The sequence below is a fragment of the Knoellia sp. LjRoot47 genome (assembly GCF_964253435.1).
Classification (GTDB): Bacteria; Actinomycetota; Actinomycetes; order Actinomycetales; family Dermatophilaceae; genus Knoellia.
Genome location: NZ_CAXUQS020000001.1, coordinates 1,093,721 through 1,114,202, shown reverse-complemented (window position 1 = coordinate 1,114,202; position 20,482 = coordinate 1,093,721). Strand labels below are relative to the sequence as shown.

At 68.3% G+C, this 20,482-nt stretch carries 19 protein-coding genes and 2 tRNA genes; 10 read left to right on the top strand and 11 right to left on the bottom strand.

The genetic code is table 11. The features are described 5' to 3' along the window. Nucleotides 1-59: 59 nt before the first annotated feature. The 6 genes from gyrB to ACSQ11_RS05540 all read left to right on the top strand — a co-directional run bounded on the left by gyrB (nucleotide 60) and on the right by ACSQ11_RS05540 (nucleotide 6,153). Entirely contained in the window at nucleotides 60-2,177 is a 2,118-nt protein-coding gene (gyrB, locus tag ACSQ11_RS05565; RefSeq protein WP_436003856.1) for a DNA topoisomerase (ATP-hydrolyzing) subunit B, read from the top strand. 232 nt (nucleotides 2,178-2,409) lie between these two features. Further along, nucleotides 2,410-5,151 carry a DNA gyrase subunit A gene (gene gyrA / locus ACSQ11_RS05560; RefSeq protein WP_436006704.1) on the top strand — a complete coding sequence of 914 codons (2,742 nt, stop codon included), beginning with the start codon at nucleotides 2,410-2,412 and terminating at the stop codon, nucleotides 5,149-5,151. Next, entirely contained in the window at nucleotides 5,148-5,672 is a 525-nt protein-coding gene (locus ACSQ11_RS05555; RefSeq protein ID WP_436003854.1) for a DUF3566 domain-containing protein, read from the top strand. Before gyrA ends, ACSQ11_RS05555 begins: the two co-directional genes overlap by 4 nt. A 131-nt stretch (nucleotides 5,673-5,803) precedes the next feature. After that, nucleotides 5,804-5,880: transfer RNA gene (locus tag ACSQ11_RS05550), tRNA-Ile, on the top strand. A gap of 31 nt (nucleotides 5,881-5,911) precedes the next feature. Next, complete coding sequence (locus ACSQ11_RS05545) at nucleotides 5,912-6,052, top strand: DLW-39 family protein (RefSeq protein WP_436003852.1); 141 nt, start codon at nucleotides 5,912-5,914, stop codon at nucleotides 6,050-6,052. Between the two features lie 28 nt (nucleotides 6,053-6,080). Then, nucleotides 6,081-6,153, top strand: a tRNA-Ala gene (locus ACSQ11_RS05540). A 634-nt stretch (nucleotides 6,154-6,787) separates the two neighbouring features. Here the strand turns inward: ACSQ11_RS05540 and ACSQ11_RS05535 are convergent. Continuing rightward, complete coding sequence (locus tag ACSQ11_RS05535; RefSeq protein ID WP_436003850.1) at nucleotides 6,788-7,030, bottom strand: hypothetical protein; 243 nt, start codon at nucleotides 7,028-7,030, stop codon at nucleotides 6,788-6,790. Between the two features lie 122 nt (nucleotides 7,031-7,152). On the opposite strand from ACSQ11_RS05535, the gene ACSQ11_RS05530 reads away from it, so the two are divergent. Then, on the top strand, nucleotides 7,153-8,241 hold the full coding sequence (locus ACSQ11_RS05530) for an endonuclease NucS domain-containing protein (protein ID WP_436003848.1): 1,089 nt from the start codon (nucleotides 7,153-7,155) through the stop codon (nucleotides 8,239-8,241). 323 nt (nucleotides 8,242-8,564) lie between these two features. On the opposite strand, the gene ACSQ11_RS05525 is transcribed toward ACSQ11_RS05530, so the two are convergent. The 8 genes from ACSQ11_RS05525 to ACSQ11_RS05490 form a co-directional block, all read right to left on the bottom strand. Continuing rightward, the gene (locus tag ACSQ11_RS05525) at nucleotides 8,565-9,359 is read right to left on the bottom strand and encodes an HNH endonuclease (protein ID WP_436003846.1); all 795 of its coding nucleotides are present in this window, start codon (nucleotides 9,357-9,359) and stop codon (nucleotides 8,565-8,567) included. Between the two features lie 192 nt (nucleotides 9,360-9,551). Continuing rightward, complete coding sequence (locus ACSQ11_RS05520) at nucleotides 9,552-10,811, bottom strand: hypothetical protein (RefSeq protein WP_436003844.1); 1,260 nt, start codon at nucleotides 10,809-10,811, stop codon at nucleotides 9,552-9,554. Between the two features lie 84 nt (nucleotides 10,812-10,895). Continuing rightward, entirely contained in the window at nucleotides 10,896-12,338 is a 1,443-nt protein-coding gene (locus ACSQ11_RS05515; RefSeq protein ID WP_436003842.1) for a DNA cytosine methyltransferase, read from the bottom strand. Nucleotides 12,339-12,509: 171 nt separating this feature from the next. Next, complete coding sequence (locus tag ACSQ11_RS05510) at nucleotides 12,510-12,920, bottom strand: very short patch repair endonuclease (protein WP_436003840.1); 411 nt, start codon at nucleotides 12,918-12,920, stop codon at nucleotides 12,510-12,512. A gap of 25 nt (nucleotides 12,921-12,945) precedes the next feature. Next, nucleotides 12,946-14,235: an RNA polymerase sigma factor gene (locus ACSQ11_RS05505; protein ID WP_436003838.1), complete on the bottom strand. Its 1,290-nt coding sequence runs from the start codon at nucleotides 14,233-14,235 to the stop codon at nucleotides 12,946-12,948. Nucleotides 14,236-14,284: 49 nt separating this feature from the next. Continuing rightward, nucleotides 14,285-14,632, bottom strand: coding sequence for a YciI family protein (locus ACSQ11_RS05500; RefSeq protein WP_436006702.1), 348 nt, complete (start codon nucleotides 14,630-14,632; stop codon nucleotides 14,285-14,287). Between the two features lie 228 nt (nucleotides 14,633-14,860). Next, entirely contained in the window at nucleotides 14,861-16,273 is a 1,413-nt protein-coding gene (locus ACSQ11_RS05495) for an FAD-binding oxidoreductase (RefSeq protein WP_436003836.1), read from the bottom strand. Nucleotides 16,274-16,373: 100 nt separating this feature from the next. Beyond that, complete coding sequence (locus ACSQ11_RS05490) at nucleotides 16,374-16,805, bottom strand: Rid family hydrolase (RefSeq protein WP_436003834.1); 432 nt, start codon at nucleotides 16,803-16,805, stop codon at nucleotides 16,374-16,376. 137 nt (nucleotides 16,806-16,942) lie between these two features. On the opposite strand from ACSQ11_RS05490, the gene ACSQ11_RS05485 reads away from it, so the two are divergent. Further along, on the top strand, nucleotides 16,943-18,082 hold the full coding sequence (locus ACSQ11_RS05485; RefSeq protein WP_436003832.1) for a helix-turn-helix transcriptional regulator: 1,140 nt from the start codon (nucleotides 16,943-16,945) through the stop codon (nucleotides 18,080-18,082). Here the strand turns inward: ACSQ11_RS05485 and ACSQ11_RS05480 are convergent. Beyond that, nucleotides 18,079-18,537, bottom strand: a complete 459-nt coding sequence (locus ACSQ11_RS05480; RefSeq protein ID WP_436003830.1) for a MarR family winged helix-turn-helix transcriptional regulator — start codon at nucleotides 18,535-18,537, stop codon at nucleotides 18,079-18,081. The two genes, ACSQ11_RS05485 and ACSQ11_RS05480, sit on opposite strands and share 4 nt — an antisense overlap. A gap of 77 nt (nucleotides 18,538-18,614) precedes the next feature. On the opposite strand from ACSQ11_RS05480, the gene ACSQ11_RS05475 reads away from it, so the two are divergent. Both ACSQ11_RS05475 and ACSQ11_RS05470 read left to right on the top strand, forming a co-directional pair. Then, complete coding sequence (locus ACSQ11_RS05475) at nucleotides 18,615-19,247, top strand: mycothiol-dependent nitroreductase Rv2466c family protein (protein ID WP_436003828.1); 633 nt, start codon at nucleotides 18,615-18,617, stop codon at nucleotides 19,245-19,247. Nucleotides 19,248-19,262: 15 nt separating this feature from the next. Then, on the top strand, nucleotides 19,263-19,931 hold the full coding sequence (locus ACSQ11_RS05470) for a maleylpyruvate isomerase family mycothiol-dependent enzyme (RefSeq protein WP_436003826.1): 669 nt from the start codon (nucleotides 19,263-19,265) through the stop codon (nucleotides 19,929-19,931). On the opposite strand, the gene ACSQ11_RS05465 is transcribed toward ACSQ11_RS05470, so the two are convergent. Continuing rightward, nucleotides 19,897-20,478 carry a hypothetical protein gene (locus ACSQ11_RS05465; protein WP_436003824.1) on the bottom strand — a complete coding sequence of 194 codons (582 nt, stop codon included), beginning with the start codon at nucleotides 20,476-20,478 and terminating at the stop codon, nucleotides 19,897-19,899. The two genes, ACSQ11_RS05470 and ACSQ11_RS05465, sit on opposite strands and share 35 nt — an antisense overlap. Nucleotides 20,479-20,482 lie beyond the last annotated feature (4 nt).

The window sequence follows — 20,482 nt, the reverse complement described above, 5'->3', positions numbered from 1 at the left end:
CCCAGGGCGAATCTCCGCCCCGGGCGCGTGGCATGAGCCAGACCAGCTGAAGGAGCACCGTGCCCAGCACGCCCGACGACAACAGCATCGAGACGCCGGTGACGGCCCCGGAGGGGACGCCGCAGGACGCCGCGGACCCGACCGAGGCGACCGGCGAGGAGGCGACCACCCCGGCACGGAGCTCGTCCGCGGTCGACGCGGACACGGCATACGACGCGTCTGCCATCCAGGTCCTCGAGGGCCTGGAGGCGGTCCGCAAGCGACCCGGCATGTACATCGGGTCCACCGGTGAGCGCGGCCTGCACCACCTCGTCTGGGAGATCGTCGACAACGCGGTCGACGAGAGCCTCGCCGGCCACGCCGACACCATCGACGTCACCCTGCTCGCCGACGGCGGCGTCCGCGTCAAGGACAACGGGCGAGGCATCCCGACCGGTCTCAACGACGCCTACGGCATTTCGACCGTCGAGCTCGTCCTCACCCAGCTGCACGCCGGTGGCAAGTTCGGCGGCGGCGGATACAAGGTCTCCGGTGGCCTGCACGGCGTCGGCTCCTCCGTCGTCAACGCCCTCGCCACCCGGCTCATCGCCGAGGTGCGCCAGCTCGGCCACGTGTGGCGGATGGAGTTCGACCACGGTGAGCGGCTCGCCCCGCTCGAGCAGGTCGGCGAGACCGACGAGACCGGCACGACGATCACCTACTGGGCCGACGACCAGATCTTCGAGACCGTCACCTACGACTACGAGACGATCCGCGCGCGGTTCCAGCAGATGGCCTTCCTCAACAAGGGCCTGACGATCAACCTCACCGACGAGCGCGTCCAGGAGGCGTCCGAGGACGACGAGGCCGAGGCCGTCGAGGGCAACGAGAGTCGCAAGCGCACCGTGTCCTACCGCTACGACAACGGGCTCGTCGACTACGTCACGCACCTCGTGTCGAGCAAGAAGTCCGACCCGGTGCACCCCGACATCATCAGCATCGAGGTCGAGGACGAGGCCCGATCGCTCAGCCTCGAGCTCGCGATGCAGTGGACGACGGCCTACAGCGAGTCGGTCCACACCTACGCCAACACGATCAACACGCACGAGGGCGGCACCCACGAAGAGGGCTTCCGCGCCGCGATGACGAAGATGATCAACGACTTCGCGCGCAAGCAGAACCAGCTCAAGGACAAGGACGAGAACCTCACCGGCGACGACGTGCGCGAGGGCCTCACCGCCGTCATCAGCGTCAAGCTCGGCGAGCCCCAGTTCGAGGGCCAGACCAAGACCAAGCTCGGCAACTCCGAGGTCAAGGGCTTCGTCCAGCGCGCCATGACCGACTCGTTCGGTGACTGGCTCGAGCGCCACCCCGCCGAGGGCAAGGAGATCGTCCGCAAGGCGATCCAGGCCGCGACCGCCCGCCTCGCAGCCCGCAAGGCCCGCGAGGCCACCCGCAAGCGCGTCCTCGAGTCCGGCGGCCTGCCGGGCAAGCTGCGCGACTGCCAGGCCAAGGACCCGGCCGTCTCCGAGGTGTTCATCGTCGAGGGCGACTCCGCCGGCGGCTCGGCCGTGCGTGGCCGCAACCCCTACACCCAGGCGATCCTCCCGATCCGCGGCAAGATCCTCAACGTCGAGCGTGCGCGCCTCGACAAGGCCCTGGCCAACCAGGAGGTGCAGGCGCTCATCTCGGCGTTCGGCACCGGCATCGGCGAGGACTTCACCATCGAGAAGGCCCGCTACCACAAGATCGTCATCATGGCCGACGCCGACGTCGACGGCATGCACATCCGCACGCTGCTGCTGACGCTGCTCTTCCGCTTCATGAAGCCGCTCATCGAGGCCGGCTACGTCTACCTCGCCCAGCCCCCGCTCTACCGCATCAAGTGGAGCAACGCCCCGCACGAGTTCGCGTTCACCGACCGCGAGCGCGACGCCCTCGTCGCCGAGGGTCAGAGCAAGGGCCGCCGGATGCCCAAGGACAACGGCATCCAGCGCTACAAGGGTCTCGGCGAGATGGACTACCAGGAGCTGTGGGAGACCACGATGGACCCCGACAACCGGGTCCTGCTGCAGGTGACGCTCGACGACGCGGCCGCCGCCGACGAGATCTTCTCGGTCCTCATGGGCGAGGACGTCGAGTCGCGCCGGTCCTTCATCCAGCGCAACGCCCGCGACGTGCGCTTCCTCGACATCTGATGCGTATGCCGTCGGCCCACCTCCCGCGTGCGTCCGCAGGCATGGTCGAGAACTCGACCACGGCTGCGGACGCAACGCGGCGCGGGACCGGCGCGCGGCCCACGAACTGACTTCACGGCATACCCCGCCGTTCTTCGAACTGTAGTGAGAGACAAGGGAACTGATGGCTGACGACATCGACGGCACCGACAACGAGCTGGACACCGAGGACGCCGGTGACCAGGGCTCGGTGATGCACGACCGCTCGCCCGGTGAGACCGACCGGGTCGAGGAGATCGACCTCAACACCGAGATGCAGCGCAGCTACATCGAGTACGCGATGTCGGTCATCGTCAGCCGTGCGCTCCCGGACGTGCGCGACGGGCTCAAGCCGGTGCACCGCCGCGTCATCTACGCGATGTATGACGGTGGCTACCGCCCCGACCGCGGCTTCAACAAGTGCAGCCGCGTCGTCGGTGACGTCATGGGCCAGTACCACCCGCACGGTGACGGCGCGATCTACGACGCCCTCGTCCGCCTCGTGCAGGACTGGTCGCTGCGCTACCCGCTCGTCCAGGGCCAGGGCAACTTCGGCAGCCCGGGCGACGACCCGGCCGCCGCCCCGCGGTACACCGAGTGCCGGATGGCGCCGCTGTCGATGGAGCTCGTCCGCGACATCGACAAGAAGACCGTCGACTTCGCCCCGAACTACGACGGCAAGACGCTCGAGCCGACCGTGCTGCCGGCACGCTTCCCCAACCTGCTCGTCAACGGCTCGTCCGGCATCGCCGTCGGCATGGCCACCCAGATCCCGCCGCACAACCTGCGTGAGGTCGCCGACGCCGCCCAGTGGGTGCTCGACAACCCCAAGGCGTCGCGCGAGGAGGCCCTCGAGGCCGTCATGTCGCGGATCACCGGCCCGGACTTCCCCACGGGCGCGCTCATCATGGGCCGCAAGGGGATCGACGACGCCTACCGCACCGGCCGCGGCTCGGTCATCATGCGCGCGGTCGTCGAGGTCGAGGAGATCCAGGGCCGCCAGTGCCTCGTCGTCTCCGAGCTGCCCTACCAGGTCAACCCCGACTCGCTCGCGCAGAAGATCGCCGAGCACGTCAAGGAGGGTCGCCTCCAGGGCATCGCCGACATCCGCGACGAGACGTCGGGCCGCACCGGACAGCGCCTCGTCATCGTGCTCAAGCGCGACGCGGTGGCCAAGGTCGTGCTCAACAACCTCTACAAGCACACGCAGCTCCAGACGAACTTCGGTGCCAACATGCTCGCCCTCGTCGACGGGGTGCCGCGCACGCTGCCGATCGACGCGTTCATCCGGCACTGGGTCGACCACCAGATCGACGTCATCCAGCGACGCACGGCCTACCTCCTCAAGGAGGCCGAGGACCGCATCCACATCCTGCGCGGCCTGCTCAAGGCGCTCGACCTGCTCGACGAGGTCATCGCGCTCATCCGCCGCTCGCCCACCGCGGAGGCGGCGCGTGACGGGCTCATCGAGCTCCTCGAGATCGACGAGATCCAGGCCCGCGCGATCCTCGAGCTCCAGCTGCGCCGTCTAGCCGCCCTCGAGCGCCAGAAGATCATCGACGAGCACGACGCGATCCAGCGCGAGATCGAGGACTACCAGGACATCCTCGCCAAGCCCGAGCGCCAGCGGACCATCGTGTCCGAGGAGCTCGCGGGCATCGTGGACAAGTACGGCGACGAGCGCCGCACCCACATCCACGGCTTCGACGGCGACATGTCGATGGAGGACCTCATCCCCGAGGAGGACGTCGTCGTGACGATCACCCGGGGTGGCTACGCCAAGCGCACCAAGGTCGACGCCTACCGCTCGCAGAAGCGCGGCGGCAAGGGCGTCAAGGGCGCGCAGCTGCGCGGCGAGGACGTCGTGGCGCACTTCTTCACGACGACCTCGCACCACTGGCTGCTCTTCTTCACCAACCTCGGCCGGGTCTACCGCGCCAAGGCCTACGAGCTTCCCGACGCGAGCCGTGACAGCAAGGGCCAGCACGTCGCCAACATCATGGCGTTCCAGCCCGACGAGCACATCGCCCAGGTGCTCGCGCTGCGCGACTACGGCACCTCGCCCTACCTCGTCCTCGCGACGCAGAACGGCCTCGTCAAGAAGACCCGTCTCGCCGAGTACGACTCCCCGCGCTCCGGTGGCCTCATCGCGGTCAACCTGCGCGACGGCGACGAGCTCGTCGGCGCCGGGCTGACGTCGGCTGCCGACGACTTGCTCCTCGTCTCGAAGAAGGGCAAGTCGGCGCGCTTCCACGCCGACGACGCGACGTTGCGCCCCATGGGTCGCTCGACGTCCGGTGTCACCGGGATGAAGTTCGTCGGTGACGACTCGCTGCTGGCCATGTCGGTCATCGAGGAGGGCACCGACCCCGACGTCTTCGTCGTCTTCGAGTCGGGCTTGGCCAAGCGCTCCAAGGCGTCGGAGTGGACCGTCAAGGGCCGTGCGATCCAGGGCGTCACCGTCGCCAAGCTCACCGACAAGGGCGGCGACCTCGTCGGGGCCCTCACCGTGGATGAGGACGACGAGGTCATGGTCGTCTTCGAGCGCGGCAACATCGTCCGTTCGCGGGTCGACGAGGTCCGCCTCACCGGTCGCAACACCGCCGGCGTCTGGTTCGCCAAGCCGGGCCGCAACGACGCCATCGTCGGTGTCGCCCGCAACGCCGAGAAGGTCGTCGAGGAAGAGGTCGCCGAGGCCGACGCCGAGGGTGTCTCCCCCGTCGACGGTGAGCCGCTGAGCGCCGAGGAGGCCGCAGCCGTGGCTCCCGACGAGGCTCCTGACGAGGCTCCCGCTGTGGCTACCGGCGGAAGCCCTGACGGCGCTGGTGACGACACGTCCGCACCCACAGGTGCGGAGGATGACCACCCGGTGACCGATGGCGTACCGTCGGTGGACAAGGACGACGCTGACGCTGACTCTGACGCAGAGGCAGCGGATGAAGGAGACGACGAGTGAGCACCGCAGACCAGGCCGGCACCTCGATGCGTTCGGCATCGAGCTCCACGCCTGAGCCGACGCGCTCGATGAGCCGCCCCTCCGACGCCCCGACCGCTCCGGCGCGCCCCGCCGCGCAGAAGGGCCAGTCGGCTGCGGCTCCCCGGGGTGCCGCCTCGGGGCGGCGCGTGCGCCTCACCGTCTCGCGGGTCGACCCGTGGTCGGCGATGAAGATGTCGTTCCTGCTGTCCGTCGCGCTCGGCATCGCCGGCGTCGTCATGGTCGCCGTGCTGTGGATGATCCTCGCCGGCATGGGCGTCTTCGACCAGGTCAATGGCCTCGTCGGCCAGATCATCCAGGACGGCGACACGACCTTCGACATCATGGACTTCCTCGGCTTCGGCCGTGTGGTGTCCCTGGCCATCGTCGTCGGCGTCATCGACGTCATCCTCATGACGGCGCTCGCGACCCTCGCGGCGTTCCTCTACAACGTGTCGAGCAGCCTCGTCGGCGGCCTCCAGCTCACCCTCACCGACGACTGAATCAACCACCTCCATCCGGTATGCCGGCCGCTCACCAGAGCGGCCGGCATACCGTTTTGGTAGGGGCGCGGGAGGTGGGGTAACCTCGTCTCTCGCGCCGCCTGTGCAGGTGGTGCCGCCGGATTGGCGACGGGCCTATAGCTCAGACGGTTAGAGCGCTTCCCTGATAAGGAAGAGGCCAGAGGTTCAAGTCCTCTTAGGCCCACCATCCGATCCTCGACCTCCCAGGTGGTGCACCCGTGAAGAAGCTCCTCTTCGTCGTCCTGACCGCCGTGACGGCGGGCGTGGTCAAGAAGAAGCTCGACGCACAGGGCGCCGACCAGCGGCTCTGGGCCGAGGCCACCGACACCGGTTCGGCCTCGCAGCTCCCGAAGAACTGAAAGACCCGGCGGTGCACGTCACCGCCTGGGGGCCATGGCGCAATTGGTAGCGCACCTGCTTTGCAAGCAGGGGGTTAGGGGTTCGAGTCCCCTTGGCTCCACCGCAGGTCAGAGGCCCTTCGCGAGGTTCGCGAAGGGCCTCCGACGTGTCCGTACCCCAGAAAGTACTGCAGTCGCACGTGCGGGCGGCCCGGCGCTTTCCACTTGGCCCCTCAGGCGCCCCACTCACCTCGAGCCGCTCCGCTACCCCCTAAACCCCACCACGCCAGTGGACTCATACCTTGCCTGTGTACTCCTCGGAAAATGTGCCGCAGGGCACGCCCGTCGCAGACCGACGGCGATGGAAGGGATCAACCAGCGTGCGCTGCAGACGCCGGCGTTCAGGCGAGACGCACCGGGCGCCGCACTCCTGGCAGACGTTGAAGAACGTCGCGGTGTCAAGCCATGCCCCAACAATCCTTGCTGGCTCCGGGCACGCGGTGACGGCCCATAGGGTCGAACTACGATTCCGGAGGGCTGTCGGGTCCTGACTTGAAGGGTCCCTGATTGGTCGCTAGTAGGGGAGCGAGTCCGGAGCGATCAGTTGGCGGGCGATCCCTCTAGCGTCTTGCAGGACCTGGCACTCCCATACCCTCACGACGCGCCATCCGGCGTCCTGAGCAGCTGGGTGGACCGCCGGTCACGCTCGGTGTTTCGGAGCATCTTCTCGGCCCATAGCTTCGCGTTGGGTCTCGTCTAGGGCGTCTTGCGGCCGTGCTCCGGGCACCCATGCCAGAAGCATCCGTCGACGAAGACCGCGACGCGACGCGAGGACAGGACGAAGTCGGGGGTGCAGCCCTTGGCGAGCTGTCGATGCAGCCGGAACCGACCGCCGGCAGCATGGACCGCCCGCCGCAGGAGGATCTCGGGGGCCGTGTTCACCTTGCGGCGGCGCGCCAGATGGGCGCCCGCCTCAGTGCTGACCCAGCGCTCCGCCACTTCTCCAACCTACGTCGGCTAGGAGATTCCTTGAATCGTGGCCGCATCATGCTGGACAGGGCATGGTGGTGCGGTGAGGCCCTGGCTGGGCCCGCCTTGGATCGGTCCGCGGAGGAGAACGCATGGCGCTGTACGACATGACCGGAGTCAAGGGCGACGCCCTGATCACCGAGCACTCCTTGGTCAAGCTCAAGCGCAGCAGCTTCGCCGAGCAGAACATCCAGGAGCGGACGCATCTTCAGGCGGCACTTCGAGACCACATCGATCTCATTGACGAGAACCTCCATATCGTCGCCGAGGAGTTCGGGGATTTCGAGGGCGCCAACCGCCGGATCGACCTCCTCTGCATCGATCGCGAAGGGAAGCTCGTTGTCGTCGAACTGAAGCGCACGGCCGACGGCGGACACATGGAGCTCCAAGCCCTTCGCTACGCCGCCATGATCTCGACAATGACGTTCAGTCAGGTGGTGAATGCATTCGCCAGGTACCGGAAGTCGCGGGGGGCCGAAGACCACACGGATGGCACCGCCCGGTCCGACCTCCTCACGTGGCTAGACCTAGGAGATGACGAGGAACCTGCCATCCCGCGAGAAGTTGGGATCGTTCTAGCCTCGGAGAACTTCAGTCAGGAGATCACCACCACCGTTCTGTGGCTCAACGAGTTCCACGCCTTCGACATCCGTTGCATCCGTCTCAGCCCGTACACACTCGGGGAACGACTTCTCCTCGATGTCCAACACGTCATTCCGCTCCCAGAGGCGTCCGCGTACACCGTGCGCGTACGAGAGAAGGAGACAGCGGTGAAGCAGGCGAAGGAGTCGTCTGCCGACTGGACGAAGTTCATCATCGACTCCCCGACAGGGTCGACCGAGCCGCTCCCAAAGCGCTGGGCAATTCTCCGACTCGTCGAGGGCCTCCACGGCGCGGGCATCACCATGGCTCAGATCAGCGCGATCCTGCCCTCGTCAAAGGCACTCCAGGTCGACGGTGTGTTCCTGGATGAGGACCAGCTCTGGGACGCCGTGCAGGCGCAGTTGGGCAAATCAGACGAGAACCGCAAGCGTTGGCACCTGGGGTCCCCCCTGATCGAGGGGGACCACACTTGGGTACTGAACAACAACTGGGGCTCGTCGACCAGGGAGAACTTCAAGAGGCTCCTCGACGTGGCGCCACCGGGCTTCCACGTCCGCGAGGAGGGCGAGGCCGACTGACCCCCTGCCGTGTTCCAGTTGCACACGTACCCCAGAGAAGTACTGCAGTAGTGGGGTGTGGAAGGGCCTGAGACCGCCCGACGGAGGGGAATAGCGTGCTCAACCGACCCGGCCGAAGGCCCATCTGCGGAATTTGCAAGCAGGGGGTTCGGGGCAAGTCCCCTTGGCTCCACCGCAGGTCAGAGGCCCTTTCCGCTCGCCAGGAAGGGCCTCTTTCGTGTCCGTACCCCAGCAAAATGGGCCAGCGTGCCGGGCCAGGTGGACCGGCCAGATCCAGCGGCTTCCCTCTCGCGGTACCGAGCCAGCGAGAAGAGGCAATGCCTTCAGAAGCCCGCCCACTCACGATGCGCCCGGAGAGCGGCGGTCGAGGGACGGTCGGCCTTTCGCCGCGGAAGAAGAAGCCGGCGAGCACTGAGCTCCGCTCCGTAGCGGGTCACCTGTAGGTGGGGCTTCATTAGGACGGTGTAACAGGACTCGTCGATCGCGATGGCTCCGCGGTCGAAGAGTATGTGAATGTCTGACCGCAACAGGAGTCCGTTGCCGACTACGTTCGTCGCACGGCCGCGGTAGGGGTAAATGTGCGCACCCTGGAGCGTCTCCACAGCGTCAGACTCCGTTATCGCGCACTTGGCTCCATACGCTCGCAGGAGCGCGGACCGGAAATTGTCTTGGCCGTCTCTGACTGCTCGTTCGACGAGTCGTCGATTGCGGTCGTCTTGAATCTCGGCAGGATCGAAGTCGAGTTCCGCGTCCTCTTCCTCGTCCGCCATTTCCCGGCGCTCCACGTCAGGAAGGTCTGGGCTGGTCGGCACCCCGTGCTCCAGGAGACCGTCGATGATTGCCTGAAGTGCCTTGTTCGTGACTGTGGCACCAGGCGAGTAGAGCGTTGGGTCAATCGGAGCATGCGTAGCGGTCTCAATCACGCGTGCAAGCAGGTCGTCCTTCACGAGCCCTGCCATCGACGTGTCCGGTATGCCCAAGGCTCGGCCAACGGCCTCCAGGAAGTCTGCTCGTACAGTGCTTCCACTCGCCGTTGTGAAGTGCGGGATCCGGAGCAAATCAGAGATCACACTCATTAACGCTCGCTCGGGGTACTCCCGCCCAAATACCCTCGCCACGCTCTGCAGGTTAGTCGGTGGAAGACGCTGCCGGCTGGAGCTTCGACCGAAATCTAGATGTCCATGCCCAGTCGTTAGTGCTCGGGATGCAAAGGCGTCTCCAACACACTGGCTATGCGGTCTGCTGCCTCCGGGAGATGCCCCGACCAGCGATCTATCGATTGCGAAGTGCGTGCAAGTCCGGCTTCGGCCCTAATCCAAGCGTGGAGGGTCCTGGACTTCTCCCTTAACCCGTGCCACTCCTGCTTGTAAGCGTTTTGAGTAGACCAAGAAGTCGTCGATGTCCTTCTTGCGGATCATCACCTTTCCTTTGCGGGGCCTCCCATCCGGTTGCCTGAAGCCGTCTTGAAAGTCGCCAAGCACAATGTGCTTGTTGGCCATGTTGACCTCAAGCACCTTCACACCGACGAACCGCACGGCCTCCTTGAAGCGGCTGGCGTACGAGAGGGGGTTGAACTCCTTCTCGCGGCCGAGGTGACCTACCGAGCGCCTCCAGGTGTTCCACGCGACTGTTGCGATGTCGTTTCGGTCTCTGCCGTGCCATGTCTCGTGCTCATACACGACGTACCAGAAGCGCCCGAACTCCTCGAGGCAGCGAGCGAATGCGGCTGCGTCGTTCCCTGGTGAGTCGCTCACGGCGATATTGGACGCCTTGAGGTCTCCGTACAAGTGGACCTCACCCTGCTGCATGAACCGGAGGTCGTAGTCGAACTCGCCCTTGCGCTTGACCTTCTGGACCGCGAGCAGGTGCTCCAGGCGATGCTGCCTCACGTATCGATCGAGTCTGTACTCGACGTAGAAGCCTGCCCACTCGTTCTGGAACCTGTCGGGCCATCGTGCTGAGTGCATCTCACGCACGGCATCGAGACCCTCGGTCCTCCGCCCGTCAAGGAGCTCAGCACTGAAGCGACGTATCGCCCCGAGGTGAGGGTTGGCCTCCGTATACCCCTGGAGGAGGTAGTCCTCAAACTGGTCGGCTCGCACGGTGGTCAGCCGGTTGCCGTTCCTGTCGTCCTTGGAGAACTGTCCCAACGTCTGTGCTTGGAACAGGTCGTTGGTGGCGACATGCGCCGCAGAGTTGTTGGCCTTGCGCCGCACGTAGGTCGAGGGCTCGAAGTCGACGAAGATCGTGACGTCGCCATAGTGGTAGATCCCGACGAAACGCGGCACAAGCCTCTCCTCTCGAGCCTGCCGCTCAACGTCGAGCCATCGCTTCGGGATCTGGATCCGCTTCTTGTACTCGGGCCAGGGGTAGCCGAGATGGGTCACCTGCTTCTTGAGGATGACCTGGTCGCGATACCGAACGACCTGCTCACCGGCGTAGGTCGCAACGGAGGCCCCTGGCAGTGCCGCGAGCAGGAGTGCGTTCTTCGCGGCCGTGCTGAGGCGGGTGTCGACGTCACGCAGGACACTTCCGTCTGAACGCAGCTGGTCAACGGCAACCGAACCCACAGCGACAGCCCTCCCTTTGCGCTTGGTGGCAGGAGGTTACTGGGTGGCCGCCTGCGCCGTGACCGTCCGGCCACGGAACGCCCTCTACCCCGCGAGATCCGCGGCCCGAGGCTGCGTCCTCTGCATTTCTGTCTCTGTCGCGGCGGGCGACAGGGCGTTGCCGATGGGGTTGGTGTCAGCGGCAAGCACGCTCCTAACCAGGCGCTTAGGAAGATCGGCCGCATTCTGCGCGACATGCGTGCGGAAGACATGCCAGGCAGCTCCCACGGCCACGCCATTGCCGACCTGCTTGTAGGAGGCTTGGTCTCGCTGTCCTTCAAAGGTGAAGTCGCTGCCAAAACCTTGGAGCCGCGCTGCCTCGTGTGGTGTCAGGCGCCGCCGGCGTCGTCCCACGATGGACGTCTGCGTGATGGCGACGAGTGCGGGCAGGTACGTGGGTGCCTTGGCGCGGATCCCGGATGGGCGCAGGTGCATGACGGTGTCCCACAGAGACGCGGTGTCCTGCGCCTGCCACTCGAGCTTTCGTCGGGAGTCCGGGAAGCTGGAGAACGACGGGTTGGCCTTCTTCCATGCCTTGATGACGTCCCGGTGGTCATCGAAGAACCGTGCGTTCTTGATGAGGATGTCGGACTTCCACTTCGGCAAGGCCTCGAGCTCCACGGGGTCCAAGGCCCTCTCCGGAATCCAGGCGTCTGCCCACAGCGGAAAACCTGGGAGCCGAACGCCACGCGCCGCCCACATGCGCTGCACGAGGTCGTCCCAGACGTTAATCCAGTGAGTCTCGTCTGACGTGAGCCTGTACTTGGTCAGGTTCGGGATGGACTCGTCCGCGTCTAGGATCCACTCGGCGTCCCAGTCGTGGACGTTCCACTCGTTGACCGGGCCACGGACCACAGTTGGGGCCACGTCGACCTCGGCCATGGCTCGCTCCATCCCGACATACGTCCCCAGGATGAACACTCGGTCGCGCACCTGAGGCGTGCCACCCATCGACGGTGGCAGGAAGTGTGGTGAGAAGACCGATGGTGTCGAGGAGACCCTGTACCCCAGCTCACGCAGGGTCTGGATGATGACGTCCCACTCGTGCCGATGCCTGGGACCGGCGAGGTTCCGCACGTTCTCGAGCAGGACCACGGCAGGTCGTCGCTCCTCGAGGATGCGGGCGATGTTCCAGAAGAGCGTTCCTCGTGCCTCGTCCATCCCGCGCTGGTAGCCCGACTTCGAGAAGGGCTGGCAGGGGAAGCCGGCGGCGAGAACGTCGTGCTCTGGAACCTCTACTGGCCCGTCTTCTGGCGTGGCCGACGTGATGTCCGTGTTCACCACGGGCCAGCGCTCCCCGGGGAGGTTCTCCACCCAGTTCCGCAGATAGGTCTGACGGGCTTCACGGTCGATCTCCGAGACGAACACGCACTCCCCACCAGCGTGCGACAGCATCGCGTGGAACCCGCCGATTCCGGCGAAGAGATCCGCGAACGAGAATGACGCAGAATTGTCCCTCGCTTCTATGGATCCCTGCGCGGAGGTCATGTTAGCTAGCTTATCAGCTAAGTTGGCCTTTTGGCGAGCGTGACTGTGCGAGTTGAGCTTCAGGGCAGGCTGAAGCCACGACTGTGTCGCCATGAAGGTCCTCCGTGCAGGGCCGCGGCCCCTTCCATGAGGCCCGTCGGCGATGGGCAGACTTCTACTGCTCTGACCCCATCACTCAGCTCTGACAGCCGGTGTCATCACCCGGCTAGCGACCCCCGCAGGGTCGTCGCGCACCTCGCATTCCCACACACGGACGACGTGCCACCCGAGTTCTTCGGCGAGCTCGGTTGAGCGGCGGTCTCGCTCGGCGTTGCGGTACATCTTCTCTGCCCAGAGCTCGGCATTCGGCCCGGACCACGGAGTCTTCCGGCCGTGCTCCGGACAGCCGTGCCAGAAGCAGCCGTCGACGAAGACGGCGACATGCCGCCCGGGCATGACGAAGTCGGGCGTGCACCCTTTGGCGAGCTGTCGGTGAAGCCTGAACCGACCCCCCGCGGCATGCACCGCGCGCCGTAGGAGAACCTCCGGCGCCGTGTTGACTTTGCGCCGCCCGGCCAGATGCGCCCCTTGCTTGGTGCTCACCCAACGCTTAGCCACAGGCTCCAACCTAGGTCGTCGCGGCCGACGCGAGGTTTTCCTCGGCCCGCCGGGTCAGGACTGAGCGCTCGCTCTCGTTGTTGGTCACGGCCGACGCGTGAGCGAATGCCTCCGCGGCCTCGGCGTGCGACCCGGCCCGTTCGAGCAGGTCTCCGCGCACACTCGCCACCAGCGGCGAGTCACCCAACGCGCTCTCGTCCACCTCAGCCAGCACGGCCAACCCAGCGTCCGGCCCGAACGCCCGCCCGTGGGCCACCGCCCGGTTCACCTCGACGACAGCCCCGGGCGCCGCCGAAGCCAACACGTCATACAGCGCCGCGATCCGGCGCCAGTTCGTGTCCTCGGCCCGCCCGGCCCGGGCGTGCTCGGCAGCAATCGAAGCCTGCAAGAAATACTTCCCGACCGGCTCACCCCGAGAGGCCAGCTCCTCGGCCCGCCCCAGCACCGCCAGCCCACGCCGCACGAGCAGCGGATCCCACCGCGCCCGGTCCTGCGCCTCGAGCAGCACCGGCTCGCCGGACGAGTCCAGCCGAGCGGCCATCCGGGATCCCTGGAGCTCGAGCAGCGCCTGGAGCGCGAGCACCTCGACGTCATCGGGGGCGAACGCGACGAGCATCCGCGCGAGCCGCATCGCCTCCTCCGCCAGCGCGGGCCGCATCCAGTCCTCGCCCGCGGTGGCCGAGTAGCCCTCGTTGAAGATCAGATAGATCACGGCCATGACGTCGCCCAGGCGAGCGGTGCGCTCCGGCCCGGACGGCAGCTCGAACTCGGCCCGCTGGACGACGAGCGTCTTCTTCGCGCGTGAGATGCGCTGACCCATCGACGACTCGCTCACGAGGAACGCCCGGGCGATCTCGGCGGTGGTGAGCCCACCCACGAGCCGCAGGGTGAGGGCGGCGCGGGACTCGGGCGTCAACGCGGGATGGCACGACAGGAAGATCAGCCGGAGAACGTCGTCCTCGATGGAGTCGACCTGGTCGGTGAGGTCCGGCACGGTCGCCTCCTCTCCAGCGTGGGCGTGCTCGAGCTCGGCGGTCTTGCGCCGCAGCGTGTCGGCGCGCCGGAAGTGGTCGACCCCTCGCCGCTTCGCGACGGCCATGAGCCAGGCGCCCGGGTTGTCGGGCACCCCGGCGGCCGGCCACTGCTCCATGGCGGCGACGAGGGCGTCCTGCGCCAGGTCCTCGGCGAGGTCGAGGTCACGGGTCATCCGCGTGAGAGCCCCGACGAGGCGGGCCGACTCGGCCCGCCACGTCGAGACGATGGCGTCGTTGGGGCTCTCGGAACTGCTCTCCGCCGGCACGGGGCCAGCGTAGACAGCAAGCGCAAACAGCAAGCGCAGACAGCGAGCGTCAGTCGGTGCCCGCGTCCGGCCCTTCGGAGATCTGGCGCAGGGTCGCCACGACGGTGGCCTCGGGCCAGTGCTCGGCGTGCAGCTCGGCGAACTTCTGCTGGTCGGCCACGGCATCCTCGACGCTCGGGTACTCCAGCAGCGACCAGCCACCGACGACCTCCTTGGCCTCGGCGTAGGGGCCGTCGACCCGGCTGACCTCGCCCTGGCGGATGACGAAGTTCACGGCGTCCTCGGTGCCGTAGAGCCCGCCGCCGTCGAGGAAGACCCCCGACGCCGCGCGCTCTCCGATGTAGCTGTCCATCGCCGCGAACAGCGACTGGGGCGGCATCCCGATGCCCTCTTCCATCCTCACGAATCCCATGAAACGCGGCATTGCGATCACTCCTGCTTCTCTGTCGGTGTGGTGCTTCGTGCACGGACGTCGAACGGCTCCTCGCGTCTTCGACATCGAGTCTCCGACTTTTTTCGAGTCGTCGCCCATCGTCGCCCGGGTGTTCTCGCCTGGGACGGCACGGTCCTCACGAAGGCGACCCCTGTGACGCCTTCGTGAGGACCGACCTCTCCGCTCCGGGGCTCAGGCCGGGCGGCGCTCCTGCGTCACGGGGTGGTTCGCGGCGAAGAGCCCGTCCGGGTCGACGGCCGCGCGCACCGTACGCAGCCGCTCCCACGAACCCCTGTCGTATGCCGTGCTCGCGTCGGTCTCGCTCTCGCTGAAGTTGAGGACGGAGCGTCCGTTGGCCCAGGGCCGGAGAGCATCCACGAGCGCCTGCCCGTCCGCCCGGCCCTGCGCGGCCATCTCCGGGGTCGCCGCGATCGCGACGAAGAACCCGGCATACGCGCCCTGGAGGTGCGACAACGCACCGCCGGCGGGGTCGCGCCGGGCGAGGGCGCCGCCGAGCTGGCGCAGCTCCGCCGCGAGCAGCGAGGTCGTCGAGCCGGGCCCGACCTGACCGAGGAACGCCTCGATCGCCTCCTCGGGGAGCTCCGCGAGGACCGTCGTCGAGGCCACCGCCGGCGTCGGACCCTCGGGGTCCATGTGCAGCCGGGTGAGCGATGCCGACGGGACGCGAGCGAAGGTGTCCATCTCCGGGCCCAGCGCGCGCAGAGGCGCGAGCAGCGTCTCGGCAGAGGCGTCGTCGGCCAGGACGGCACCGTCGATGACGACGAGCTGGCGACCGCTAAGGAAGGGCGGCAGCTCCGGCAGCGGCGGGAAGCTGAGGACTCGCAGCGACGTCGTCACCTCGTCGGGCGCGGTCCGCGTCCACTGCGCCCAGGCCCGAACGACCTCCGGCGCGCGCTCGCGGTCCCAGAGCAGCATCCCGGCGTAGACGTCGGGGATCGCGTGCAGCCGGAACTCGATGGCCGTGACGACCCCGAAGTTGCCGCCGCCGCCGCGCAGCGCCCAGAAGAGCGAGCGGTGCGCGTGCTCGGTCGCCCGCACGAGCGAGCCGTCGGCCGTGACGATCTCGACGGCTGTCACCTGGTTGGTGGCCAGCCCGAGCTTGCGGGCGTACCAGCTGAGGCCGCCGCCGAGGGTGTAGCCGCTCACGGCGACGTCGGGCGAGGAGCCGTGCATCGCAGCGAGCCCGTGGGGTGCCGCCGCCTCGACGACGTCCTGCCACAGCGCGCCGCCCTCGACCCGCGCGATGCGCGCGGCAGGGGCCACCGACACCGACGCCATGCCGCTCGTGCGGATGAGCACGACGTCGTGGAGGGGCTGGTCGGCGAGCGGTCCGGCACCGTGGCCGGTCGCCTGGGCGGCGACGCGCAGGCCGGCGGCGGCCGCGGCGCGCACGACGTCGACGACGTCCTGGGCGTGGCGCGGGATGGCCACGGCGGCGGGCCGCTGGTCGACGGCGACGTTCCACGGCATACGGGCGGTGTCGTAGCCGGGGTCTCCGGCGAGGTGGACCGCTCCCCCGCAGAGGTCGCGCAGCGACTCGGCGGGCGAGGTGGGACGGGGGTCGAGGGTGGTCTCGACGGTCATGGCGGTGTTCCTTCTCTGGTGGGGCACACGCGGTCCCGGGTGGGGCGCGTGACGATGGGGTGGTGGGTGGCACCGGGTCTGAGGAGCGCGTCGGCGCCGCTCAGATACCTCCGGGCGAGGAGGTGGAGCCGGACGGTGTGCCGAGGGCGAGGCCGTCGAGGGCGACGAGCATTCCGTGGACCGGGAGGGCCGTGACGCCGACGACGCTGAGGGCGGGGGTCGCACCGACCTCGGCGAGCCGGTCGGTGAGGGTGTCGAGCACCGACAGCACTGCGGGCAGGTCCGTGGCACTGACCCGCAGCTGGGCCAGGTCGCGCGGATGCAGCCCGGCAGCGATGACCGTCGCCTCGACACCGGCGAGGGCGAGGGCGAGCTGCGCCGCCGGGTCCTCGGCGTGCACGAGGCGCCCTCGGTCGTCGAGAGGCCCGTGTGCGCCCAGCGGCAGGATCGCCGTGGGCGCCACGTGCACCCGGCCGGCAGCAGTCATGGCCGGACTCGAAGGAGAGGTGTCGATGACCTCGGTGCCTGTCATGCCGACAACGGTCGTGCCGACCCTGCACCGACGACCATCCCTCGCCGCCGGGGACTTCAGGCCCCCGGTCGTGGGGGTGCCGATATCCCACTTTTGTGGGATGGTGCCGCCACCCGTGGCTCCGCCACACTCCGACCATGGCCCGTGGACTGACCGCAGAGCGGGTGCGCACGGACCTCGAGGTCGTCGCGCGCGCCGGACTCGACATCGACACCTTCCTCTCCGAGGCGGTGGAGTCGCTCCAGCGCGCCGTTCCGCACGTCGGTGCCTGCCTCGCGACGGTCGACCCGAGCACCGAGCTGCTCACGAGCACCCGCAAGTTCGGCGACCTCCAGGGCCGCGACGAGCACGACCACGAGTGGGGTGCGATCGAGTACGGCGCGGTCGAGGAGACTGCCTTCCTCGAGATGTCACGCACCGGCGTCGACGCCGCCGGGGTCCACGCCACCCACGGTGACCCCGAGCGGTCGCGCCGGATGAGTACGTTCATGGCACCCCACTTCGGCTACGGCGACGAGCTGCGCGTGCTCTTCCGCGAGGGTGGGCAGGTCTGGGGAGGGGCGGCGCTCTTCCGCGCCCCGGACAGTCGGCCCTTCGGGGCGGACGAGGTGGCCTTCGCCGGGTCGCTCTCGTCGTTCTTCGCCGCCGGGGTCCGCACCGGCCTGCTCGCCCGCGTCGCGACCGCACCTCCCGGGCCGTCGAGTGGCCCCACCGTGCTCATCATCGGAGCCGACGACGAGATCCGACAGACGAGCATGGGCGCCGAGGAGCGGCTGCGCGAGCTCGAGAGCCCCACGCACAACGCCCGCTGGACGGGCATCATCAGCTCGCTCGTCGCCGCGGCTCGTCGCTATGCCCGCGGCGAGACGACCGTGCCGCCGCGGAGCCGGGTCCGTGCCCGTAGCGGCATGTGGCTCGTCCTGCACGCCACCCCGTTGCTCAGCGCCGACGGTGCGAGCGGCGACGTCGTCGTCACCGTCGAGGAGGCTCGTCCGCCCGAGATCGTCCCGCTCGTCGTCGCCGCGTTCAACCTCACGCAGCGCGAGCGCGACGTCACCCAGCTCGTCCTCCAGGGCGTCGACACCAAGGAGATCGCGTCGACGATGCACGTCTCGACCTACACCGTGCAGGACCACCTCAAGTCGGTCTTCGACAAGGCCGACGTCCGCAGCCGCCGCGAGCTCATCGCGCGGATCTACTTCGACCAGTACGTCCCGCGCATGGGCGCCGAGCTCGGCCCGTCGGGCTGGTTCACCTCCACGGCCCCGGACATCTAGCCGGCGCCCGGGCGCCCGTCCTCCAGGTACGGGTCGGTGATCTCGCGCAGCGACGTCAGGGCCGAACGCAGCTGCGCCATCCGCTGGGGGCCGAGGTGCGCCTCCCACTCGTCCTCGATCCGCTGCTCCTCGGCGCGCGCCACCGGCAGGATCGCCTCCGCCTTCGCGGTCATTCGGACCAGCCGGGCCCGGCCGTCGGTCGGGTCGGGCACCCGCTCGACGTAGCCGGCGCGCTCGAGCTTGTCGACGAGCGCAGTGGCGGTCTGCTTCGCGATCTGCGCCCGCTCGGCCAGCACCGACAGGCGCGTGCCGCCCGGGTCGAGCCCCATCGTGAGCCGAGCCTGCGCGATGGTCACGTCGTCGAACCCCGCCGCCTGGAGCGTCCGGAAGATCCGGTCGGCGGCGGCCCGCGACGAGATGAACATCAACAGGCCGGTCGGGAGCGGGCGGTCCATCGAACCCCTTCACATAGTCCTAGACACGAACTATATTAGTTCGATCACAGGACCATTCTACCGAGTGGAGGCGTCCGATGACCCCGACTCCAGCACCCGTCACGGTCGACCTGTGGTTCGACCCGGTCTGTCCCTACTCGTGGACCGCCTCACGATGGCTCGCCGAGGTCGCCGCCCGCCGCGCGGTCGACGTCCGCCACCACCTCATGAGCCTGTACTTCCTCAACGAGCACCGCACCGACATCACCGACGGCTACCGGCACGTCACCGAGACCACGCGCGGTCCCGCTCGCGTCGCCATCGCTGCTTCCCTGTATGCCGGCGAGCAGGTCCTCGGTGACCTCTACTCCGCGTTCGGCCGGGTCAACTTCGACACCTGGCGCCACCCCACGACGGCCGAGCTGCACCTCGCGATCCGTGCGGCGCTCGCGAGCACCGGTCTCCCCGCCCGGCTCGAGGACGCGATGGAGTCCGACGAGTACGACGACACGCTGCGGCGCAGCCACGACGAAGGGCTCGCCCTCGTCGGTGGGGACGTCGGCACCCCCATCACCCGCATCGACGGGGTCGCGTTCTACGGCCCCGTGCTCAACGCCATTCCGAGGGGTGACGACGCCGAGAGGGTCTTCGACGGCGCACGGCTGCTCGCGGCATACCCGCAGTTCTTCGAGCTCAAGCGGACTCGGTTGAGCTCGCCGGTGCTCACCTGAAGGAGGAGGAGAAGGATGACCACCATGACTCCGCCCGAGGCGGACACGCTGTGGACCGCGATCGACGACCAGCGGCGGCGCACGGCCGACCTGCTCGAGGGCCTCTCCGGCGAGCAGTGGGACCAGCCGTCGCTGTGCGAGGGGTGGACCGTGCGGCACGTCGCCGCGCACCTCACCCTGCAACGCCAGGGCCTCGGGGCGGCGCTCGGCCTGGTCGGTCGCAACCCGCGGCTGCTGCGCAGCGTCTCTCTCAACCGGATGATCCACGACTCGGCCCTCCTGACGGCCGAGCAGCTCACCACCGACGAGATCGTCTCGAAGATCCGGGAGGGCGTGGGGTCGCGACGGCACAACGTCGGTGTCACGCCGCTCGAGACGCTGACCGACATCCTCGTCCACAGCCAGGACATCGCCCGGCCGCTGGGGATCGAGCTGTCGATGGACCCAGCGGCGGCGACGGTCGGTGCGACCCGCCGCTGGGAGACCCGTCGCACCTGGATGTCCTCGGTCTTCGAGCAGCTGCCGTTCGACGGCGTCCGGCTCACCGCCACCGACGTCGACTGGACTCGCGGGGAGGGAGCCGAGGTGCGCGCACCCGTCGCCGAGATCCTGCTCCTCCTCACCGGTCGCCTCGCGGCGGCCCGGAACGTCACGGGCGAGGGGGCGCCGCTCCTGTCGCGCTGACGGGGTCGGTGAGGCGCTCGGTCAGTCCGGCGGCCAAGCCGCGGATCGTCAACGCGTCGAACCAGCCACCGACGGTCCGCGCCAGCCACACCCGCCGAACCGGTGCGAGCCGCAGGCGGAACAGCAGTCGTGTGGACGTCGCGTCGTCGTCGGACGGCCGCAGCACGATCGACCACGAGAGGTGCGTCGACCCGCGCGTCGAGGTGTGGACGAGGTGCGAGCATGGCTCCAGCTCCGCGACGGTGAAGGTCTCGTCGCGACCGCCCCAGTCGGGGATGACGTCACCCACCGTGAGCGACTGCCACCGCGGTTCGAGGTGGCGCAGGGCCCGTCGACTCCGTGGCACGAGACGCTCGAGCCGGCGCGGCAGGTACCACCCGGCGCGCTTCTTGCCGATTTGCACGACCCACGGCCACACGACGTGTGTCGGTGCCGGCAGCGTGAACGCGGTGTCCATGACGACGTCGGGGTCCGGCACGATCTCGTCGCCCGGCCGCCGCTCCGCCCGCTCGTCATGGGTCGGCGCGCAGGAGCCGGATCCGGACATCAGC